The organism is Acidisoma sibiricum (assembly GCF_057837225.1).
On sequence record NZ_CM174445.1, the window covers coordinates 1,739,899 to 1,758,571 of the forward strand.

The following is an 18,673-nucleotide window of genomic DNA, read 5'->3' on the forward strand; positions in this document are numbered from 1 at the left end:
CGCCTCTTATCAGGACGCGAACGGAGATGGCGTGTCTCTTTCGTAAGGCACATCAGACGCGCTCCGGTGCGGCAATGCTACGATGCGCTTGTGTGAAGACCGTGGCGAGCAGCGGATATAGCCCGGCCGTCAGCAGAAACTGCGCCAGCCCGGCAATCGGTGGGTAGATCACCCAGCTCATCAGGCAGGCGAAGCCCCATTGCAGCAGCGCGGCGACGGCCGCCACTGCGACGAACACCAGCCAAACGAACAGAAAGCCCTTATGCGGCAGATAGCGGCGGCTGCGCACGACCAGCAGCTGGGTCAGGAGAAGCACCACCACATTCGTGCCCAGAGGCATGTCCCCAAGCAGATCCGCGAGCAGCCCCAGCAGAAAGGTCAGGGGTGGGGGCAAGGATGTCGGGCGGAACAGCGACCAGAAGAAGACAGCCGCCAGGGTGAAGGCAGGCATGAGCTGTGCCTGTCCGGGAAGCCCGAAGGGCGCGGCCAACAGAATCATCCCGGCGATCGTTGTGGCGGCCGGAAAGCCATGGCGGGCGGCGCGATCCAGGCGCTGGCCCCAGCTCCGCCGTGGCCGGATACCCGGCGTCTTTTCCACGAACTAGCGCGCCTTTACAGGCGTGCCTTTGGCGGGTGCCGGAGGCGGCTGCTGCATCAGTTTACGCCCGGGCGGCGCATCAGGCGCTTCCACCCCGGTATCGCCATAGTCGAACAGGCGCACCATCGACAGATGGTCGAGATCGGCCACGGGGTAGACCTGCGCCACGTGATCCGCATTGTAATGCACGGTGCCCAGCGGCAGGCCGGGCGGGAAGGCGCCCACGGCCGCGCTGGTCATGACCCGCTCGCCTTCGACAGGCGCCGATCCTTCGGGCCAATAGCGCAGCACCGGAAATGCGCCATTGGTGCCTTCCATGATGGCGTGGGCGCCCCCGCTTTCCATCGTCACCGGCACGCGGCTGTTGATATCGGTGATCAGCAGCACGCGGGCGCTACGATTGCCCACCTCGGTCACCCGTCCCACGACACCGCGGTCATCAAGCGCAATTTCGCCCAATACGACCTTTCGTGACGGCGTCACCGCCAGCAGCACCGAGCGGGCATAAACGCCGCCGGTATCGGCGACAACCGGGGCCGTGGTGAAGGCCGGTGCCGCAGGCGGCATCCAGTTTAGCTCAGCCTTGAATTCCTGGTTCTGTGCTTCAAGGGCAAGCGCCGCCGCCTGCCACCGGCGTAGCTTCTCGTTCTCGATGCGCAGCCGCGCATTTTCGGCACGAATATCCCAGATGCCAACCAGATCGGCACCCGCGCTGCGCAGGTCAGCCAGAGGTTCGGCCATGACGGCATAGATGGGAGAAAGCAGGTCAGCCAGGGCGACCCGCACTTCTACGGCCAGCACCGCATCGGCCTTGCCGATCAGCATCAGGCCAAATGCCGCCGCGATCAGAACCGGGAGGGACAGTTTTTCCAGAGCCTGGCGGACAGGAATAGACAGCCGTATCACCGCGTCTGGATCTCCAAGACTGAGACGAAAGCCAAAGAGGGGCTATACGCGCCGCTGCCCCGAGAATCGACTCAAACCTGCGTTTGCCACCTGCGCGAACGGAATGGCGCCCGGGATAGGGGGCCACCCCGGCTCTGCTCAGTACATCGAGGTCAGGACGTTCTGGAGACGCTTCATCTCTTCGAGAGCGCGGCCGGTGCCAAGTGCCACGCATTGCAGCGGCTCTTCCGCCACCACGACCGGCAGGCCGGTCTCGTCCCGCAGCACCTGGTCCAGACGATGCAGCAGGGCGCCACCGCCGGTCAGCACGATGCCCTTGTCCACGATATCGGCAGCGAGTTCCGGCGGCGTGTTTTCCAGGGCAACCTTGACCGCTTCCACGATGGCGCTCACCGGCTCGGTCAGGCTTTCGGCAATCTGGCGCTGGCTGACCATGACCTCGCGCGGCACGCCATGCATCAGGTCGCGGCCCTTCACTTCGCGCCACGGGCCGTCGATGCCGGGGGCATCCGTCATCGCCGCACCGATATCCATCTTGATGCGCTCGGCCGTGCTCTCGCCGATCAGCAGATTATGGTGACGGCGGATATAGCTGATGATCGCCTCGTCCAGCTTGTCGCCGCCCGTGCGCACGCTGCGGGCGTAGACGATGCCGCCCAGCGAAATCACGGCCACTTCCGTCGTGCCGCCGCCGATATCGACCACCATGCTGCCCGAAGGCTCGGTCACCGGCAGGCCGGCGCCGATGGCGGCCGCCATTGGCTCTTCGATCAGCAGCACCTTGCGGGCGCCGGCGCTCTCGGCGCTTTCCTGAATGGCGCGGCGCTCAACGGCGGTCGAGCCGGACGGCACGCAGACGATGATCAGGGGGCTCGCGAAGCTGCGGCGATGATGCACTTTGCGGATGAAGTGTTTGATCATCTCCTCGGCGATTTCAAAGTCGGCGATCACGCCGTCACGCATGGGGCGGATGGCAGAGATGTTGCCAGGGGTGCGGCCCAGCATGTTCTTCGCCTCTTCGCCGACGGCGAGGACCTGCTTTTTACCGCGCACATCAGCGATTGCGACCACCGAGGGCTCGTTCAGCACGATCCCGCGGCCTTTGACATAGACGAGGGTATTCGCCGTGCCGAGGTCGATCGCCATATCGGCGGACATCATTCCGAGGATGCGAGAAAACATAAAGAGAGAACCTTCCACGCGGCAGCAACGCGCGCGGGCTTACCTGCGTGCCCAGGCCTTCACAAGGGGTAGAAAAGCATCTCTTGCTCCTGCGATGGATTTTCGGGTGCAGTGAGGCTGGTGTCGGGGGAGGCGCATCGGCTAGCTAACCCCCCGGCCTGGTGTCCCCTCGCCGGATCTGCGACCAAGTTCGGAACACGATGACGGTATCTGACGACAGCCTCCGCCTCGCGGAAGCACTGATTTTTGCCTCGGCCACGCCTATTGCGCCTCAGGCGCTCAGGCCGCTTTTGCCTGAGGATGAGGCCGTCACCGATGTCGTGGCGGCCCTCCGCGACCGCTATGCCGGCCGTGGCGTCGAATTGGTCGAGGTCGCGGGCGGACTGCAATTCCGCACAGCGCCCGATCTGGCGCCACGCCTCACCAGGGTCATCGAGGTGCCCCGCCGGCTGCCGCGCGTGGCGATGGAGACGCTCGCGATCATCGCCTATCGCCAGCCGGTCACGCGCGGCGAAATCGAAGAGGTGCGTGGCACGGCTCTGTCGCAGAACACCCTCGATGCCTTGCTGGAGGCCGAATTGATCGCGCCGCGCGGACGCAAGGATTCCCCAGGCCGTCCGACTCTCTGGGGCACGACGCCGGCCTTCCTGACCAAATTCGGCCTCAAGGCCCTATCGGATCTGCCGCGGCGCGAAGACCTCATCAATGATTCCGCGATGTTCGGTGGCTCGCCGGGCGTGCCGCCCGACGCCCGCCCATCGGCGAGCGAGGAGCCGGAATTGCCCGATCCTGCCGGGCTGCAGGCGTCCGATGGTGATGAGGCTGACACTGAGGACGAGGCCGAAGACACAGCGGTCTGCATTTCCCCTGGTTCCGGCGAAGACCTGCCCAAGGAAGCCTGAGGCGGAGTTCCCCATAGGCCCACTTCCTGCTAGCAGTCGCGCGGGAGACATTCGCGACCATGTTCGATTTTCTGTCCTGGGCCCATATTGCTGTCATCGCTGCGGCTGCGCTGATTTTCATCGGCCCCAAAGACATGCCGGTGGCCATCCGTTCGATCACGGGCATGATCAAGAAAGCCCGCAAGATGGCGGGCGAATTCCAGGGCCAGATGGACGATCTGGTGAAGGAAGCGAACCTGCATGAGGTTCGGGATAGCATTGCCGAACTGCGCGGTGGTCTCGATGTCCGCAAGCAGATCGGCAGGATCATCGATCCCGATCGTACCATTCGCTCGGCTTTCGAGGACCCTATGACGACCGCGGCCTCGGGCGGCGTGATGGCGGGTGTGGATCGGACGGGTGTCGAGGCGGTGGCTGTCGGCGAATTCCCGGAATACCGGATCGATCGGCCGGAAGATCTGGAGCCGGCGGTCGCGCTGGCGGAAGCGGGGCCGATGCGGCCGTCTTTCGTGCCGCCGACCATTACCTTGACGGATCAGCGGCCGGCCTTCATTCCGCCTGGCATCCGCCGTTAGCGGCATCAACCTGTAGAGAGATTGAGGCAGTCTGACGTGGCGCGCGAAGACAACGACGTGATCGACGACAAGCCGATGCCGCTGCTGGAGCATCTGGCTGAGCTTCGCCGCCGCCTGCTGTGGTCGGCGGCCGGCCTGCTGATTGCCTTTCTGGTCTGCTACCACTTTTCGTTTCAGATCTACGCCTTCATCGCCCATCCGCTGGTCGCCATTCTCAAAAGCCGGGGCGAAGAGCCGCGCCTGATCTATACGCAGCTCTACGAAGCCTTTTTCACCTATATCAAGGTCTCGCTCTACGCGGCCCTGTTCGTCTCCTTCCCCATCATTTCCACGCAGATCTGGATGTTCATCGCGCCCGGCCTCTACCGGAGCGAGAAGAAGGCGCTGCTGCCCTTCATCGTCGCGACCCCTGTCCTGTTTCTGGCCGGTGCCGCGCTCGCCTATTATTTTATCTTCCCGACCGCCTTCCGCTTTTTTCTGAGCTTCCAGACCCCCACCGCCCATCCTGCCGCCGACGGCATGCAGATCGAGCTGATGGCGCGCGTCTCCGACTATCTCGGCCTGGTCATGAAGCTGGTCTTCGCCTTCGGTGTTGCCTTCGAGCTGCCCGTCGCGCTGACGCTGATGGGCAAGGTCGGCATCCTGCGCTCGAAAACGCTCAAGCGGTTCCGGCGCTATGCCTATGTGGGCTGTTTCGTGGTTGCCGCCGTGCTGACGCCGCCGGATGTGCTGACCCAGACCGGTCTCGCGGTACCGCTGATCGTCCTCTACGAAATTTCCATCCTCTGCGTCCGGCTGGTCGAGCCGAAGCTCGACGAGGAATAAGCGCGGCGGTCCCCGCATAGACTTGCAAGACTGAAAGCCTGAGCCATGCATGATATTCGCGCCATTCGCGCCGAACCCGATTCCTTCGACGCTGCCATGGCGCGCCGCGGCCTCACCTCCCAGAGCGAGGCCATTCTGGCGCTGGACGCAAGCCGCCGCGCCGCCCTCGCGCTGCTTCAGGAAAAGCAGGCGCAGCGCAACGAACTCTCGCGCGATATCGGCCGCGGCAAGCGGGAAGGGACGGATACGGCCGAACTGGAGCAGACCGCCATTTCTCTGCGGGCAGAGATGGAACTGCTGCAAGCCCAGGCCGATGATGCCGACCGGGATATCAAGTCGGTGCTGGAGGCACTGCCCAATATCCTCGACGCTGATGTGCCTGATGGCCGCGACGAGAGCGCCAATGTCGTGCTCAAGACCTGGGGGCAGCCCGCAGAATTCGATTTCGCACCGCGCCAGCATTTTGAGCTGGGCGAAGCGCTGGGGCTGATGGATTTCGCCGGTGCGGCCAAGCTCGCCGGCGCCCGCTTCACCGTGCTGCGCGGCGCGCTCGCCCGGCTGGAACGTGCCCTCGGCCAGTTCATGATCGACCTGCACACGGCCGAGCATGGCTACGAAGAGATGGCAGTACCCTCACTCGTCAATGACGCAGCGGTCTATGGCACCTCCCAGCTGCCGAAATTTTCGGAAGACCTGTTCCGCACGACGGACGGGCGCTGGCTGATCCCGACCGCCGAAGTGCCTCTGACCAATATGGCAGCCGGTGAAATCACCCCGGCAGCGCGGCTGCCCTGGCGCATGACCGCTTTAACCGATTGCTTCCGCAGCGAAGCGGGCTCGGCCGGGCGCGACACCCGCGGCATGCTGCGCCAGCACCAGTTCCGCAAGGTGGAGATGGTCTCCATCACCGATCCCGCGCAGAGCGACGCCGAGCATGAGCGCATGACGCGCTGTGCCGAGACCGTGTTGGAACGCCTGGGCCTGACCTACCGCCGCATGCTGCTCTGCACAGGCGATACCGGCTTCGGTGCGGCCCGGACCTTCGATCTTGAGGTCTGGCTACCCGGCCAGCAGGCCTGGCGGGAGATCAGCTCCTGCTCGAATATGCGGGACTTCCAGGCGCGACGCATGAATGCCCGCCTCCGCGCAGCGGACGGCAAGACGCTTGCCTTCGTCCACACGCTGAACGGCTCCGGCCTCGCGGTCGGCCGCGCGCTGATCGCGGTGATGGAAACCTACCAGCAGGCTGATGGCTCCATCCGCCTGCCGGAGGCGCTGCGCCCCTATCTCGGCGGGCTGGAAATCATCTCCAAGCCCTGAAGCCCTCAGGCCGCCTGTGCGGCGACCGCGGGCACGCGCTTGAGGGTATTGATGACCTGTGTTCCGGTGATCAGCCTGGTGCATTCAAACTGGCGGTCGGTGCCCTTGTGGCGGGGGCAGTAGAGATAGTCCTTGTGATCGAAGCGATGGCGGACGTCGTTCCAGCAGCTGTTGCAGGTATGCCAGTTGATGACGCGATAGGGCGTGTCGAATTCGTTGTTCGGATGGGTGAAGCCGCTGATCATCACCACGGGGCAGCCGGCCGCCCAGGCAAGCCAGGAGAGGCCGGATGACAGGCCGACGAAGGCCGCAGCGTGGCGCAGCCAGCGGGCGCGTTCGGCCAGCGGCCGGTCCCCGGTCTCATCCTCGGCGCCATGGGGAATATGGTTCCAGACGATGCCCGCGCCGGTCACCGGCTTCTGGTCGATGCAGATGACGCGGAACCCCCGGGCCTTGAGGAAGGCGATGACCTCGCGCCAGCCATGCGGGTTGTTCCAGAGCTTGCTCTGGGTCGAGGCCTGGACCGCGATACAGACGTAAGGCTCGGCAATGGGCCGGCTGTCGTCGGGCAGGATGATGCGCGGCGCCTCTTCGGTGGGATCGACGCCCAGAATATAGCCCGCAGTGCGATGCAGGCCGACATGGCGGAAATCCGTCGGCTGCCACTCGAAGGCCGCGTCGTCGAAGAAGAGGCCGAGGCAGTAGGTGGCATAGGCCTGGTCGGCCAGCTTCTGCTCCACGACCTCTTCATGGGTGACGAGGCGGATATGGGGATAGGCCTCCTTAAACAGCGGGATGATGAGGCCTGACATAGCGCAGGTGACGCGGGCGCCGGTGACCGCGGCGAAGCGGGCGGCATAGGGGAACCAGCCCATGGTATCGCCCAGCGTGCCGACCGGGAAATGGATCAGCACGTCGCGCCCGCGCACGTCATAGTCATGGGTGAAGACGGGCGTCACCTTGCCGGCATCGTCAACATCCCAGACATCGATGCCGAAGCGGACGTAGAACAGCTTGGACGAACGGACCGAGGCGCCCTGGTTATCGCTCTGGAACAGGATATTGCCTGTATCGAGATCGCGTAACCGCACCCGCCACTTGCCCTCCGTTCGCGTTGGCAGAACAACCCGAGCCCCGTGGTTGAAGTCAAACCTGATGCCACGCGGCGCTGATTGCGTGAGCGTCGTAGGTGGCGGCGGAAAACTGCCTTTCGGAGCATCGACCTTGGGTGGCGCAGCGCTCTGGGCCTCTCTCTCCGTAATCGGCGGTTCCGCAGCCGGCTCGGCGGCGTCCAGCTCGTCGGCGCTGCGCAGATTGGCGTCCATAGCACTGTCCCAGCTCAAGAATAATTCTTTTCGTAGAAGAGATGAAAGGACCCATCAAGCCTAGGATCTGAGCGGTTTGGATCGAACCGCGTGAGCGATCCAACCAAGCCATGAATCAGATCCTGCTTCAAATAGCTAGAGTTTGTGCTCTGACAAACTCTAGCGCGGTCTCAGCTGGTCAGCATCTTGATGCCAACCAGGACAAGTACCAGGCTGAGCGCAGGCTTGAGATAGGCTTCCGGCGCATGCCGGGCGCAAAGACTGCCGACGACGATCCCCGGAATGGAGCCGATCAGCAGCGACCCGAGCAGCGGAAAATTCACGGCGCCCAGATACCAGTGGCCGATTCCCGCGATCAAGGTCAGCGGCACGGCATGGGCGATGTCCGAGCCGACGATGCGGACGACGGGCAGCCGCGGATATAGGAAAAGCAGGGCGATCGTTCCGAGCGCACCGGCACCGACCGAGGAGATCGAGACCACGATGCCGACCACGAAGCCGACCAGAACGGTCAGGCCGCGCGACGTGTGGAGTCCAAAATCAGGATTGCGTCTGAGGGCGAGCCCCAGCACCCAGTCCTTGGCGATCAGCGAGATCGCGCTCAGCAGCAGCGCAACCCCCAGGACCAGAGAAATCGCGGAGGTCACGGTGTGGCTGGTCGTGCCGAAATGGGCGATGGCGAGTAGTGTCAGCACGGTCGCGGGCATCGAGCCCATGGCCAGCAGGCCGACGATCTCCCAATCGATCGAACGGCCGGCGCTATGTACGGATGTGCCGACGGTTTTGGTGGCGGCCGCGAACAGAAGATCGGTGCCGACGGCAGTCGAAGGGTGAAATCCGAACAGCAGCACCAGCAGCGGCGTCATCAGCGACCCGCCGCCGACGCCGGTCAGGCCAACAAGCACGCCGACCAGCAGACCTGAGACGATATAGGCCGGGGAGAATAGGCCGGTATGCACGAAAGCCATGATGCGGAAGTCTCCCAAGCGACGTCACAGGTGCCATATCTGCCGTTACCTGAAGACGCGGCTTCGGGGAATAGGACAGGGCGGTCGTCTTCTGGCAGACGCTCTTGATAAGGATCAAGGCTTTCTGCCGCGCAGCCTCGTAATCGAGGGATGCGATTGGTTGGGTATCAAACCCAACTTCCTGTGTAAGATGAGGCGCATGGCAGAAACGACCGCTATCAGCCAGGAGACAGTCTTCGCCTTTCTGCAAAATCCATCGACGCATCATGGTGCTGCGGTGACGCGGATGGACACGCATTGCGCGTCTGTCTTCCTCGCAGGCGCAGATGTCTACAAAGTCAAGCGCGCGGTGCATTACCCCTATCTTGACTTTTCAACCCTGGCTAAGCGGAAAGCTGCTTGCCTGGCCGAGCTTGATGTGAACGCCACGAATGCGCCTGATCTCTATCTTGGTGTCGTTCCGGTGACGTTGAAGGATGGCTGCCTTGCCTTGGGTGGTGACGGCGATATCGTAGAATGGGCGGTGCATCTCCGCCGTTTCGATGAACAGGCAACGCTCGATCGCCTGTCAGAGAAGGGTAATCTTCCTGCCGCCATGATCGATCTCCTCGCCAAAGCGGTTGTGCGGTCCCACCATTTGGCCCCGGTGCGGAACAATCTCGATGCGGTGAGCCAGCTCGCAGGCGTGATCGCGGAAACCGCAGCCGCTCTCGCCGCCGCCCCGAACGTGATCGCGCCCGATCTGGCCGCCGCCTTGGCGTCAGGGCTGCACCGCCGCTTTGCGGCAATCCAGGGGCTCCTCCGGCGAAGAGCCGCCGCCGGCTTCGTGCGGCGATGCCACGGCGATCTGCATCTCGGCAATATCGTCAGCATTGCCGGCACACCGGTCCTGTTCGACGCGATCGAATTCGATGACGCCATCGCCACCTGCGATGTGCTCTACGATCTTTCCTATCTACTCATGGATCTGTGGGAGCGCGGCTTGCGATCAGAGGCAAATCTCCTGCTCAATCGCTACCTCGTCCATGCGCCGGGGGAAGAGTATGATCTGCAACTGGAGGGGCTGGCGGCGCTGCCCCTGTTCATGTCGCTTCGCGCTGCGATCCGCGCCAAGGTTTTGCTGGCACAGAGCGCGCTCGGCGCGGCAAACACCGCAATCCTCTCCGCAATCCGAACCTATGCCGAAACGGCAGCCGCCTGTCTTGTCGAAAGCCAGCCGCGGCTGATCGCGGTGGGCGGTCTTTCGGGGACGGGCAAGACCGCGCTCTCTCAGGCCCTGGCGCCCGCAATCGGCCGGCCGCCAGGGGCAGTCCACCTCCGCAGCGATGTCGAACGCAAGCGTTTTTTGGGCGCCGATGAGACCGCGCCATTGGGTGCGGATGCCTATCGGCCGGAGGTCACAGCCGCCCTGTATGATCGCCTACGGCGATATGCGCAGATGGCTCTGCGCGCCGGGCAAGCGGTCATCATCGATGCGACCCATCGCAACCCCGCCGAGCGGCAGGCGACGGCAGACCTGGCGGCCAGTCTTGGCGTGCCCTTTGCCGGCCTGTGGTTGCAAGCGCCTGCGGCGGTGCTGATCTCGCGGGTCTCTGCCCGCAAGGGGGACGCATCGGACGCGACCGCAGCGGTCGTGGCCTCCCAGCTGCAGGCCGATACCGGGCGGATCGGGTGGCCACGCCTTGATTCAGGGCAAGACCGAACCCGCCTGCTGCACCAGGCCATGAGTCTCGTCACCACCCGCCATGGCCGCGTCTCTCCCTGACGTGATCCCGCAGCCCTTGCGGCAAATCAAGGGCGTGCTGCGGGGATGTGGTAGGAATACGCGTGCTAAACCCCCCTGGGAGGAAATCATGGCGATCAAGGCTTCGGATATCATGTCCCGCAACGTCATAACGGCCGCGCCGGATGATACCATCCGTCAGATCGCAAAGATCTTTGTGGAACACGCGATCAGCGCCGTTCCCATCTGCGACGATAAAGATCACGTTCTTGGCATCATCAGCGAAGGCGACATTCTGCTGCCGCTGCGCCGTTCCGCGGTTCAACGGCGCACACGGTGGCTGGATCTCCTGGCCGAAGGAGACAGCCTGTCTCAAGACTTCATCGACTATTTGAAGGAAACCGGCCGTCATGCGGATGAGTTGATGACAAAAGACGTCATTTCGGCGACGGAAGAGACCAGCCTTTCCGAGCTGGCGGAGCTGATGGTCGACCGCAAGATCAAGCGTATTCCGATCCTTCATGACGGTCATCTGGTCGGCATTGTGTCGCGCGCGGACATCGTCAAAGCTTTGGCCAATAACCCTGACGCCGAGTCCTGACGTAGGCGAGCGAGTGGGGAGATTAACGCCCGCTCGCTCGGCTGTGTCACGTCCCCTCGGGATAGACGCGCTCGCAAGGGGCGGCATAGCGCCGCCAGATCGCCCGCTTGATCAGGCGCCGGCTGTCCCGCGCGGTGATCGCCGCATCCTGGCCGATCTGCTGGACCTCGGTCGCCAGGGCCACGTCGTGAATCACATCGCGAAACCACGCGGCATAGTGGCCTGCGCGCAGATGATACAACCACGCAGCGTCGTCGATCGCGTCAGCCTCTTCGATGAATTCATAGACATTCCGGGCGGCGCGGTTGATGCCCCCGTTGCTGCCGCGGAAATAAAAACTATGCCAGGCGCCGACATCGCCGGTCGCGTATTTGCCGATATGGCGCTGATGCTGCTGAAGTGGCGGCCTGGGATGAACGATGAACGGCGGCTCGGCCCGCTTGGGATGCCACATCAACAGATCGCCGTTTTCGGGGCGCGGCAGGTCCGCCGGCAAGGCGTGACCGGTCGTCTCGGCAAAGCCCTCCAGGAACTGGGCCGGATTGTTACCGAAGGCAAGCAGGGTATCCGTCGCCCGCAGGACCTCGGCATCCAGCGATTCGGGATACATGGTGACGAACACCGTATTGGGCGCGTTGCGCGGCAGGTCGGGCCGGCCTTGGGTGCTGATGGCCGGCACCACCTCATGGGCTTCATCCAATACCAGCCAGTGCGGCCGACCGCTGGCCTCCCGCAAAAGCGCGGTTTCGTGGATGAGCCGGTCAAAGAGCTGCCGTCGTTCGCTGAGCTTCAAAGCCTGTGAATTGATCACCAGATTAACCTGGGCTTCCTGCGCCAGCGTCAGCGCGTCGTGAATATTGGGTGGGCCCGCAGCACTCCCGACACACACCGCGTGTTCCAACTCGTAATAATCCCCTTCCGGGTCCATCACGCAAAAGCTCAGCCCCTGCGCCACCATCTGTTCGGTGATGCTGGTCGCGAGAGTCGATTTTCCGCTCCCTGAGGGGCCGACGAGGAGAACATGCCCGGCGGTCGGGCTTAAAAAGACGGTGCGGCCGGCGCTATCCTGGCCGATGGCGATCCCGTGCTTCTCCAGCGGCGCAAGCTGCGCGTCCTCCCCCTCGATACGCTCGATCAATTCCACCACGCCGGCGCCGTGATCGCGAGCGAGTTTGATCTCCACGCCATCCTTGAGAGGCTGCAAGGCGTTGGCGACCGCGGCCGCGCAACCGCAGATGGCGAGGAAGGAATGGTCGTTCTCGGCGTCGCCCACGCCCATCGTGTTCTTGGCCGAAATGCCAAGCGCGCCAAGGGCCGCTTCCAGCCCAGACGCTTTCGAGACACCGGGCGGCAGCACCATCACCGCGCCCTTGTTGAAGATGATCTGCATCTCCAGCCCATGCTCGCGTATGGCCGTCAGCACCTTCGCTTCCTGTGGTTCCCAGGTTGCGACGACGCAGCGCCCGACCGACAGCGGGGCAACCCCCAGCGCATGCAGCCGGTCCACGAAGGCGGCGGGCGGGGGAGGGCCCAGAAGGCGTTCCCGCCCCGTCGCCGGATCGTAGAGCAAGGCTCCGTTTTCCGCGACGATGTGGTGAAAGACCGACAGGTCGGGCATCACCGCTTTCAGGTGGGTGATTTCCCGTCCCGTCACCAGAATGATGCGTCGTCCCCCGGCCCGGAGCCGGCGTAGTGCGGCCAGGGTTTGCGGCGCCACGATGCCGTCATGGGCCAGCGTGCCATCATAATCGGTCGCGAGTGCCAGGAAATACATCGCCCTTGGGTCCGCCGCCTCAGTGAGAGAGGAGGATGCAGCGCTCTTTCTGCGCCATCAGACTGCGCGTCACGCCGCCGAAAATCTGCTCCTGGAGCCGGTTATGGGCATAGGCGCCGGCGATGATGAGATCGATGCCCAGATCCTGGGCCAGGGCGGCAAGCCGTCCGGCATCCTCGCCGGTCTCGACCAGCACTTTTGTTTCGGCATGAATGCCGTGCCGGGACAGCCAGACCGCGATGGCGCGCAGGCGCTTCTCTGCCTCGGCTGTGTCGGCGGCCGGCACCACCTCGGCGACCGTGACACGCTTGGCACTCCTGAGCAGGGGCAGACTATCCGCCGCGGCCCGGCGAGCGGGGCAGCCGTCCTTCCAGGCGAGCAGGACATGGTCCAGCGCGAGGGTTTCAACCGCCGCCGGCACAACCAGAATCGGACGTCCGGCTTGCAGAACAAGATCGCCGAGATGCACCGGTGGCACCGGGTCGGAAAAGGGATGCGATATCTCGGCGCCAACGACGATCAGGTCATGGCCGCGCGCCTCCGTCGCGACTGCGGCGGATAGGTTGGAGAGGATGATCTCGGCATGCCAAGCGGTTGATCGGGCTCGCCCCGTCAGTGCCTGTCGGAAAGCGGCTTCCGCCACCGCCATTTGCTGCAGCCGTTCTTCCCGATCTTCCACCGCGAGGTCGGAGACGAGATAGGCGTCGCTCGCGGAGATATGGATCGGCTGGCACAGTGCGATGCCCTCGGCATGGGCGCCAAAGCGGGCGGCCAGCCCGGCGGCCACCCTCAGCGGGGCGTCGTTGCTCCGGCCCAGCTGAAGACTGACAAGCATGGAGGTGATGGTCATGGATCTTGTCCCCTGTCGCGGCGATCCTGCTTCTCGACCTTGACGCTGCGCCCTGCATTGACCGGGGTCAAACAGCCAGGGGCGATTGCTCATGGCGGGGGAGTCTGTCACGCATCGCGCTCGTCCCGCGGTCACATCCTGTATCAGCGGCGGACGTGACGGGCGGGAGGTAGGCGTGACTGTGGATGTCGCCGAGGGGCCTGGAAAGCCCCGCTATCCTTGGGCTTTTGCAGGTCTGCGCGGCATCCGTCTGTCCTGGCTGCCGCATGACCTCGCGGCCGGCATCTTGCTCACCGCGATTGCCGTGCCGGAGCAGATCGCGACAGCCCGCCTGGCCGGGATGCCGCCGGAAACCGGGCTGATCGCCTTTATCGCAGCGACGGTCGCTTTCGCGGTCGTCGGCGCGAACCGCTTTTTGTCGGTAGGCGCCGATTCCACCATCGCGCCGATCATCGCGGGTAGTCTGGTGGCTTTGGCGGCTGTGGGCTCGGTGAATTATCAGGCGCTGGCTGCAGCCCTTGCCGTCATGGTCGGCGTCATCCTTCTGCTTGCCGCTTTGTTTCGCGCAGGCTGGATTGCGGATCTTCTCTCCATCCCCGTCACCACCGGATTCCTGGCCGGCATTGCCGTCCATATCGTCATCGCTGAGTTACCGCCGCTTCTGGGTGTGACGGACCTGGGCAGCGCCACCCCGCACAATCTCGGCGCGCTGCTGCACCAGTTCGGCGCCATCAATCCTTATACTGTGGCGCTGGGACTTGGCTCCTGTGCCGCGACGCTTTTGACCGAGCGGCTGGCACCCCGTCTGCCGGGGGCGCTTTTGGCGGTCCTGCTCTGTGTCGCGGCCGTCCATCTGTTCCATCTGCAGGCCAGCGGCGTCGTGATGATGGAGGCGCTGCCCGGTCTGGTGCTGAAGGCACCCGCTTTCGCCGCTCTGTCCCCCGCCAATATTCTGCGTCTCCTGCCTTTGGCGCTGATCATCGCGGTTATTTGTATGATGCAGACGGCCACCGTACTGCGCAGCTTTACCCAGGACGAGGACCCGCTCTCGTCGGTTGCGCCGAATTTCGTGGGTATCGGTCTCGGCTCCATCCTGGCCGGTCTCGCGGGTGCCTTCCCGGTCAATGCCAGCCCGCCGCGAACAGCAGCTATTGTCGCGGGTGGTGGCCGCTCTCAGGCGGCCTCGCTCACCTCCGCGGCACTGGTCCTCATGCTGCTGTTCGCGGGCGGCACGCTCTTCCGGCTGGTGCCGCAATCGGCCCTGGCCGGCATTCTGATCGCCATTGCGATCCGCCTGTTCCGGTTGCGGCAGATCCTGGCCATCGCGCGCCAGGGTGGCGCTGAGATCTATCTTGTCGGCTTCAGCGCCGTGCTCGTCATCCTTTTGCCGATCGAAATCGGCATGCTGGCCAGCATCGCGCTGTCGCTCCTCCAAAGCATTTATGGCGTCGCACGTCCGCGATCTGTCCAGCTCGCGCATCTGCCGGGCACCACGGTCTGGTGGCCGCCAAGCCCGGGGGAACAGGCGGAGACCATTCCCGGCGTTCTGGTCTTCGCCATCGGCGCCCCGGTCAATTTCACCAATGCGCTCTATATCTGCCGGCAGCTCGACGCCATGATTGGGAAAGCCCCGCAGCCGCTCCGGCTTGTGGTGCTGGAGGCGAGCGGCGTGGTTGAGATTGACTATACCGGCGCGCAAATTCTGGCCACGACGGTCCAAAGCCTGCAGCGGAGAGGGATCACCGTGACCCTGGCCCGGCTCGCCGCGGGCAAGGCGCAGGATGCAGCCCAGCGCACCGGCCTGATCGCCCGCATCGGCGCGGCAAACGTGTTTCACACCGTCGATGATGCCGTGCGCCATGCCCCGCAAGTGGCTGATGAGCGAGGAATGAGTTAGTGAATATGGTAACACAACGAAAGCTATCGTCTCTGGCATTGCGGTTGGGCTGTCTCGCCCTTTTCGCCCTGATCAGCGTTGCTCCGGCCGCCAAGGCTGCCTTGACCCGTACGGAAGTCTGGCGCGGCGCCTATCGCTGCGCGCAGGGGATGACGGGTGTCACGCTGACGCTGCTCGTGCAGCCAGGCGGCAGGCTTCAGGGCCTGTTTGAATTTTACCCCGTCGCCGCCAATCCCGCGGTATCGCAAGGCTGCTTCGAGATGGCGGGCGTGATCGATCCAGAGCATCGCGTGACGCTTACGGCCGGTCTTTGGCGACGCCAGCCTGCAGGCTATGTGACGGTCGGCCTGACGGGGCAGGAGATCGACGCCAATCGCCTCATCGGCACAATTGACGGACCTGGGTGCTCCACCTTCGCCCTGGTGCGTCAAACGACGCCGGCGCAGCCCTCGGCCTGCGCCAGCGTCGTGTCCTGACGCCAAACCCAGCCTATCGCAGCAGTGCCTGTTGCCGAGGTGGGCGCACTGAATCGCGGCGGACCAGCTCCATGGGAACCCGGATCTGCCGGGCGGGCATCGGCATCCGCATGATCGCTGCAATCAGTAGGTCCAAGGCGTGCTGGCCCATCAGCGTCACGTCCTGACGCAAGGCGGTGATCGCCGGTTGGAACAGCGCCAAGGGCTCGACGTCGTCGCAGGTGACGACGGAGATTTCGTCTCCGATGCGGATGCCTTGACGGCGAAATATCTTGAGCAGACCAAGGAAAAGTTCATCGCTGCCGGTGAAGACAGCGGTCGTCTCCGGGTGCCGCCGCAGCAGTTCCTCGGCCGCCGCCTCGCCCGCTTCCACGGTATAGGCGCAGTCGAAGACGGCGACCGCATCATGACCTGGCCCCGCCTCCCGGATGGCGTCCAGGAAGCCAAGCCTGCGCTCCTCGGCACTCAGCAAATTCTTCGGGCCAGAGAGCATGGCGATCTTCCGATGGCCCGCCGCGATCAGATGCGTGGTCGCTTCCCGTGCGCCTTGCCGATTTTCAGCGAAGACGCCTGGAACATCGGCGCCTGTGATGTCTTCGTCGACCAGGACGAAACATGGCACGTCCTGCAACGCCTTCAGCAGCCGGCCATCGTCAGGATGGTTGGTACAGAACAGAATGCCATCGACATATTTGCTTTCGATCCGGCGGATATAGTCGATTTCACGGTCGATATCGTTCAGCGTCACGCACAGCAGCACGCCATAGCCGCGCGCCGCGGCGGTCGCTTCGACGGCCGCCGCCAGCCGGGCAAAGAAGGGATTGGCGATGTCTGGAATAACCAGCCCGATCGTTTCAGATTTGCCGCGGCTGAGCGAGCGGGCAAGCGGATTGGGCGTATAGCGCAGCACTGCGACGGCATCGTCGATGCGGCGCATCGTCTCGGCGGGCAGGCGCATCGCGCCGTTCAGGTAGCGCGACACGGTGGTGACGGAAACCTCTGCCGCTACGGCAACATCTCGGATCGTTGCCTTCCGTGCCATGGTCTTATTCCTGTCCACCCCGCGTCCCTGAACCTAGCAGCCAGGGGCACGCAAACCCTTAAAGCAGCGCCACCCGGCACTGCGCAAGCAGGGCTCTGTCTCGGCAGCGGCTTAACAAGACCTCAGCATGCCGCTCAATCGGCATGAATCCGTTTTCGCTCCGCCCGGGTCTTGGGCTTTTCGGATTTGAGCAGAGAGACTTCGATGGTCCCCGCTTTCGGATAAGGATGGCGGTCGCTGAGGCGCGCATGCTCGTGCCGCCCGGTGATGTCTGTCAGTTGCCGCGCGATTGCCGTGGCTTCGTCCCGGTCACTTGGGAAGAAAAAGGCGACACCGGGCCAGCGGCCGGTGGTTGGGGGTATGAGGATGCTGGTGATCTCCAGCCCTTGCCGCTGGAGCTGATGCGCCAAGGCTTCGGCCTTCTGCGTCTCGTCCGCGGTATAGGTCAGTCGCACTTTGAACGGTTCCGCCGCGGCCGCCACGACCGTGCTTGTATTGCCGGCAACGGGCTGGGCTGAAGCAATTGGCGCGCCCGCGGCGGCTGCGACTGTTGGGGTGGCCGGCGCGGGCACGCGGACGGGGCTGATTGTGGCTGCCGGCCGCGCGAGCGCGGGCTCCGGCATCGTGCGTATCGGGATGGTGGCGGCTTTGGGCGCCCCGCCCTGGGGTGTTTGCGTCCGCATGGTCTGTGGCGCAGGTGAGCGCGGCGTCTGCTCTGGTGGCGGTAAGCTTGCAATCACGGGCGGCGTCGAAGAAATCGCCTTCTCGGCCGGGCCGACGAGAATGACCTTCGGTCCAGGGGCAGGGAAGGGCGGTGCCGTGCTCCTCACGGCCGGCGCAGTGGAGGCCGCCAAGGTCTTGTCGGCGGCATGGTGCTTCTGGGGTGGCGCGGAAAACAGGCTCATCCGCAGGGAAGGCAGTGTCAGGAGGGCAATCCCACCCAGGGCGACCACCAGAAACCCGGCCAGAGCCACCCGATACAAACGCGGCCCATCGGCCCGGCGCTCAGAGCCTATGGGTTCCCGATCCGTCAGGGACTCACGCCACGGCGCGTTCTCACCTCCGCCCGCCAAAAGCCAGCTCACTGACGGGTGCTGCGCGTTTGCACCATGCGGCAAAGGTGCGGCGGACAAGTCAGGCGGTGGCGTATCAGACAGCGAACGGGACGGCACGGACAAAGTCACCTCAAATCATCAATCCCTGTCCAGCCTATCACTCTTGGCAGAGCAGAACTAGCGAGGACAGACTGCAGGGACATCGGTGATCCTTTCATGACGAATGAAGCAGACGCTCACTCCCGCCACCGAAATCGCTCCAAATTGAAGCGGCCGTTCTTGTCGAATGCCACGCCTTCCTGTTCCAGCAGCCGTCGTTGATCTGCATCGCTGCCACTGCGTGATGAGCTGTAGGATACTTCTCCCTTTGCATTGACGACACGGTGCCACGGAAGGTCTGCGCCGGTCTCCATATTCTGCAGCACGTGGCCGACAAGACGCGCGCGTCGTGGCAGTCCGGCCATTGCAGCCACCTGGCCGTAGGTGGCGACCCAGCCTGCGGGAATCCGGCGTATGACAGCGCAAATGGCGGTGACGGCGTCATCGCTTTGCAGAAGGGCTAGCGGTACCTGTTTGCGTTTGAGCGGCATCGTTGTCTTTCATGGGATGGCGGATATGGAGCGCTTCACACCGTATCCCAGCTCTTGGCGCGAC

At 64.1% G+C, this 18,673-nt stretch carries 18 protein-coding genes; 8 read left to right on the plus strand and 10 right to left on the minus strand.

Annotation, left to right across the window (positions count from 1 at the left end; all coding sequences use genetic code 11):
• Positions 1 to 52: 52 nt before the first annotated feature.
• The 3 genes from AC3G7M_RS08360 to AC3G7M_RS08370 form a co-directional block, all read right to left on the minus strand.
• Positions 53 to 598, minus strand: coding sequence for a rod shape-determining protein MreD (locus AC3G7M_RS08360; protein ID WP_489215562.1), 546 nt, complete (start codon positions 596 to 598; stop codon positions 53 to 55).
• Between the two features lie 3 nt (positions 599 to 601).
• Positions 602 to 1,504: a rod shape-determining protein MreC gene (gene mreC / locus AC3G7M_RS08365; protein WP_489215564.1), complete on the minus strand. Its 903-nt coding sequence runs from the start codon at positions 1,502 to 1,504 to the stop codon at positions 602 to 604.
• A 138-nt stretch (positions 1,505 to 1,642) separates the two neighbouring features.
• Positions 1,643 to 2,686: a rod shape-determining protein gene (locus tag AC3G7M_RS08370; protein ID WP_489215566.1), complete on the minus strand. Its 1,044-nt coding sequence runs from the start codon at positions 2,684 to 2,686 to the stop codon at positions 1,643 to 1,645.
• A 200-nt stretch (positions 2,687 to 2,886) separates the two neighbouring features.
• On the opposite strand from AC3G7M_RS08370, the gene scpB reads away from it, so the two are divergent.
• Genes scpB through serS form a run of 4 tightly spaced genes read left to right on the plus strand, consistent with a single transcriptional unit; the run spans position 2,887 to position 6,308 of the window.
• Positions 2,887 to 3,588, plus strand: a complete 702-nt coding sequence (scpB, locus tag AC3G7M_RS08375; RefSeq protein WP_489215568.1) for an SMC-Scp complex subunit ScpB — start codon at positions 2,887 to 2,889, stop codon at positions 3,586 to 3,588.
• Positions 3,589 to 3,647: 59 nt separating this feature from the next.
• Positions 3,648 to 4,163: a twin-arginine translocase TatA/TatE family subunit gene (locus AC3G7M_RS08380; RefSeq protein WP_489215570.1), complete on the plus strand. Its 516-nt coding sequence runs from the start codon at positions 3,648 to 3,650 to the stop codon at positions 4,161 to 4,163.
• Positions 4,164 to 4,184: 21 nt separating this feature from the next.
• Positions 4,185 to 4,988 (plus strand): twin-arginine translocase subunit TatC, encoded by an 804-nt coding sequence (gene tatC / locus AC3G7M_RS08385; protein ID WP_489215572.1) that lies wholly within the window; start codon positions 4,185 to 4,187, stop codon positions 4,986 to 4,988.
• A gap of 45 nt (positions 4,989 to 5,033) precedes the next feature.
• Positions 5,034 to 6,308: a serine--tRNA ligase gene (gene serS / locus AC3G7M_RS08390; RefSeq protein ID WP_489215574.1), complete on the plus strand. Its 1,275-nt coding sequence runs from the start codon at positions 5,034 to 5,036 to the stop codon at positions 6,306 to 6,308.
• Positions 6,309 to 6,313: 5 nt separating this feature from the next.
• Here serS and AC3G7M_RS08395 read toward each other — a convergent pair whose 3' ends face one another.
• Together AC3G7M_RS08395 and AC3G7M_RS08400 are read right to left on the minus strand one after the other, a co-directional pair.
• On the minus strand, positions 6,314 to 7,633 hold the full coding sequence (locus tag AC3G7M_RS08395) for an autotransporter strand-loop-strand O-heptosyltransferase (RefSeq protein ID WP_489216015.1): 1,320 nt from the start codon (positions 7,631 to 7,633) through the stop codon (positions 6,314 to 6,316).
• 170 nt (positions 7,634 to 7,803) lie between these two features.
• Entirely contained in the window at positions 7,804 to 8,601 is a 798-nt protein-coding gene (locus tag AC3G7M_RS08400; protein ID WP_489215576.1) for a sulfite exporter TauE/SafE family protein, read from the minus strand.
• Here AC3G7M_RS08400 and AC3G7M_RS08405 point away from each other — a divergent pair.
• A complete protein-coding gene (locus AC3G7M_RS08405; RefSeq protein WP_489215578.1) occupies positions 8,600 to 10,366 on the plus strand; it encodes a bifunctional aminoglycoside phosphotransferase/ATP-binding protein in 1,767 nt (588 codons plus the stop codon). The two genes, AC3G7M_RS08400 and AC3G7M_RS08405, sit on opposite strands and share 2 nt — an antisense overlap.
• 88 nt (positions 10,367 to 10,454) lie before the next feature.
• The gene (locus tag AC3G7M_RS08410; protein WP_489215580.1) at positions 10,455 to 10,925 is read left to right on the plus strand and encodes a CBS domain-containing protein; all 471 of its coding nucleotides are present in this window, start codon (positions 10,455 to 10,457) and stop codon (positions 10,923 to 10,925) included.
• Between the two features lie 46 nt (positions 10,926 to 10,971).
• Here the strand turns inward: AC3G7M_RS08410 and AC3G7M_RS08415 are convergent, their stop codons facing one another.
• Both AC3G7M_RS08415 and AC3G7M_RS08420 read right to left on the minus strand, forming a co-directional pair.
• Positions 10,972 to 12,699 (minus strand): HAD-IIB family hydrolase, encoded by a 1,728-nt coding sequence (locus tag AC3G7M_RS08415; RefSeq protein WP_489215582.1) that lies wholly within the window; start codon positions 12,697 to 12,699, stop codon positions 10,972 to 10,974.
• Between the two features lie 19 nt (positions 12,700 to 12,718).
• The gene (locus tag AC3G7M_RS08420) at positions 12,719 to 13,549 is read right to left on the minus strand and encodes a universal stress protein (RefSeq protein ID WP_489215584.1); all 831 of its coding nucleotides are present in this window, start codon (positions 13,547 to 13,549) and stop codon (positions 12,719 to 12,721) included.
• A gap of 175 nt (positions 13,550 to 13,724) precedes the next feature.
• On the opposite strand from AC3G7M_RS08420, the gene AC3G7M_RS08425 reads away from it, so the two are divergent.
• Together AC3G7M_RS08425 and AC3G7M_RS08430 are read left to right on the plus strand one after the other, a co-directional pair.
• The gene (locus AC3G7M_RS08425; protein ID WP_489215586.1) at positions 13,725 to 15,446 is read left to right on the plus strand and encodes a SulP family inorganic anion transporter; all 1,722 of its coding nucleotides are present in this window, start codon (positions 13,725 to 13,727) and stop codon (positions 15,444 to 15,446) included.
• Between the two features lie 5 nt (positions 15,447 to 15,451).
• Positions 15,452 to 15,922, plus strand: coding sequence for a hypothetical protein (locus AC3G7M_RS08430; RefSeq protein ID WP_489215588.1), 471 nt, complete (start codon positions 15,452 to 15,454; stop codon positions 15,920 to 15,922).
• 13 nt (positions 15,923 to 15,935) lie between these two features.
• Here AC3G7M_RS08430 and AC3G7M_RS08435 read toward each other — a convergent pair whose 3' ends face one another.
• From AC3G7M_RS08435 to AC3G7M_RS08445, 3 genes are all read right to left on the minus strand, one after another.
• Positions 15,936 to 16,964, minus strand: coding sequence for a LacI family DNA-binding transcriptional regulator (locus tag AC3G7M_RS08435; RefSeq protein WP_489215590.1), 1,029 nt, complete (start codon positions 16,962 to 16,964; stop codon positions 15,936 to 15,938).
• Between the two features lie 134 nt (positions 16,965 to 17,098).
• Complete coding sequence (locus tag AC3G7M_RS08440; protein ID WP_489215592.1) at positions 17,099 to 17,947, minus strand: hypothetical protein; 849 nt, start codon at positions 17,945 to 17,947, stop codon at positions 17,099 to 17,101.
• Between the two features lie 308 nt (positions 17,948 to 18,255).
• The gene (locus AC3G7M_RS08445; protein ID WP_489215594.1) at positions 18,256 to 18,609 is read right to left on the minus strand and encodes an MGMT family protein; all 354 of its coding nucleotides are present in this window, start codon (positions 18,607 to 18,609) and stop codon (positions 18,256 to 18,258) included.
• Between the last annotated feature and the right edge of the window lie 64 nt (positions 18,610 to 18,673).

Bases quoted from the DNA above. Each gene is read 5' to 3' on its own strand.
- AC3G7M_RS08380 (WP_489215570.1), top strand. From the start codon at position 3,648: ATGTTCGATTTTCTGTCCTGGGCCCATATTGCTGTCATCGCTGCGGCT.
- scpB (WP_489215568.1), top strand. From the start codon at position 2,887: ATGACGGTATCTGACGACAGCCTCCGCCTCGCGGAAGCACTGATTTTT.
- AC3G7M_RS08370 (WP_489215566.1), bottom strand. From the start codon at position 2,686: ATGTTTTCTCGCATCCTCGGAATGATGTCCGCCGATATGGCGATCGAC.
- AC3G7M_RS08445 (WP_489215594.1), bottom strand. From the start codon at position 18,609: ATGCCGCTCAAACGCAAACAGGTACCGCTAGCCCTTCTGCAAAGCGAT.
- AC3G7M_RS08395 (WP_489216015.1), bottom strand. From the start codon at position 7,633: ATGGACGCCAATCTGCGCAGCGCCGACGAGCTGGACGCCGCCGAGCCG.
- AC3G7M_RS08400 (WP_489215576.1), bottom strand. From the start codon at position 8,601: ATGGCTTTCGTGCATACCGGCCTATTCTCCCCGGCCTATATCGTCTCA.
- AC3G7M_RS08420 (WP_489215584.1), bottom strand. From the start codon at position 13,549: ATGACCATCACCTCCATGCTTGTCAGTCTTCAGCTGGGCCGGAGCAAC.
- AC3G7M_RS08410 (WP_489215580.1), top strand. From the start codon at position 10,455: ATGGCGATCAAGGCTTCGGATATCATGTCCCGCAACGTCATAACGGCC.
- AC3G7M_RS08430 (WP_489215588.1), top strand. From the start codon at position 15,452: ATGGTAACACAACGAAAGCTATCGTCTCTGGCATTGCGGTTGGGCTGT.
- AC3G7M_RS08405 (WP_489215578.1), top strand. From the start codon at position 8,600: ATGATGCGGAAGTCTCCCAAGCGACGTCACAGGTGCCATATCTGCCGT.
- serS (WP_489215574.1), top strand. From the start codon at position 5,034: ATGCATGATATTCGCGCCATTCGCGCCGAACCCGATTCCTTCGACGCT.
- AC3G7M_RS08415 (WP_489215582.1), bottom strand. From the start codon at position 12,699: ATGTATTTCCTGGCACTCGCGACCGATTATGATGGCACGCTGGCCCAT.
- AC3G7M_RS08435 (WP_489215590.1), bottom strand. From the start codon at position 16,964: ATGGCACGGAAGGCAACGATCCGAGATGTTGCCGTAGCGGCAGAGGTT.